The 1,597-nt window shown below is 51.0% G+C and carries 1 rRNA gene; it reads left to right on the top strand.

What is annotated here, in order from left to right:
• The first annotated feature begins 19 nt into the window (after positions 1-19).
• Positions 20-1,528, top strand: a 16S ribosomal RNA gene (locus tag KM800_RS14990).
• The last annotated feature ends 69 nt before the right edge of the window (positions 1,529-1,597 follow it).

The following is a 1,597-nucleotide window of genomic DNA, read 5'->3' as shown; positions in this document are numbered from 1 at the left end:
AAGAAAAACTTTTAACTTTTAAATTGAGAGTTTGATCCTGGCTCAGGACGAACGCTGGCGGCGTGCCTAACACATGCAAGTCGAGCGATGAAACCCCTTCGGGGGTGGATTAGCGGCGGACGGGTGAGTAACACGTGGGTAACCTGCCTCAAAGTGGGGGATAGCCTTCCGAAAGGAAGATTAATACCGCATAAAGCCAATCTTCACATGAAGAATGGATGAAAGGAGTAATTCGCTTTGAGATGGACCCGCGGCGCATTAGTTAGTTGGTGGGGTAATGGCCTACCAAGACAGCGATGCGTAGCCGACCTGAGAGGGTGATCGGCCACATTGGAACTGAGATACGGTCCAGACTCCTACGGGAGGCAGCAGTGGGGAATATTGCACAATGGGCGAAAGCCTGATGCAGCAACGCCGCGTGAGTGATGAAGGTCTTCGGATTGTAAAACTCTGTCTTTTGGGACGATAATGACGGTACCAAAGGAGGAAGCCACGGCTAACTACGTGCCAGCAGCCGCGGTAATACGTAGGTGGCAAGCGTTGTCCGGATTTACTGGGCGTAAAGGGTGCGTAGGCGGATGTTTAAGTGAGATGTGAAATACCCGGGCTTAACCTGGGCACTGCATTTCAAACTGGATATCTAGAGTGCAGGAGAGGAGAATGGAATTCCTAGTGTAGCGGTGAAATGCGTAGAGATTAGGAAGAACACCAGTGGCGAAGGCGATTCTCTGGACTGTAACTGACGCTGAGGCACGAAAGCGTGGGTAGCAAACAGGATTAGATACCCTGGTAGTCCACGCCGTAAACGATGAGTACTAGGTGTAGGAGGTATCGACCCCTTCTGTGCCGCAGTAAACACATTAAGTACTCCGCCTGGGAAGTACGATCGCAAGATTAAAACTCAAAGGAATTGACGGGGGCCCGCACAAGCAGCGGAGCATGTGGTTTAATTCGAAGCAACGCGAAGAACCTTACCTGGACTTGACATCCCCTGAATAACCTAGAGATAGGCGAAGCCCTTCGGGGCAGGGAGACAGGTGGTGCATGGTTGTCGTCAGCTCGTGTCGTGAGATGTTAGGTTAAGTCCTGCAACGAGCGCAACCCTTATTGTTAGTTGCTAACATTTAGTTGAGCACTCTAACGAGACTGCCGCGGTTAACGCGGAGGAAGGTGGGGATGACGTCAAATCATCATGCCCCTTATGTCCAGGGCAACACACGTGCTACAATGGGCAGAACAAAGAGAAGCAATACCGCGAGGTGGAGCCAAACTCAAAAACTGCTCTCAGTTCGGATTGCAGGCTGAAACTCGCCTGCATGAAGCTGGAGTTGCTAGTAATCGCGAATCAGCATGTCGCGGTGAATACGTTCCCGGGCCTTGTACACACCGCCCGTCACACCATGAGAGCTGGCAACACCCGAAGTCCGTAGTCTAACGTAAGAGGACGCGGCCGAAGGTGGGGTTAGTGATTGGGGTGAAGTCGTAACAAGGTAGCCGTAGGAGAACCTGCGGCTGGATCACCTCCTTTCTAAGGAGAACTGAAACAGCAAGACTGTTTCATAAATTGTTCGGTTTATTTTACTCTGTTTAATTTTGA

Origin of the sequence: Clostridium tyrobutyricum, assembly GCF_019144085.1 — a bacterium.
Lineage (GTDB): Bacteria > Bacillota > Clostridia > Clostridiales > Clostridiaceae > Clostridium_B > Clostridium_B tyrobutyricum_A.
Note: the sequence above shows the minus strand (reverse complement) of the source record. Positions and strands in the feature narration are given on the sequence as shown.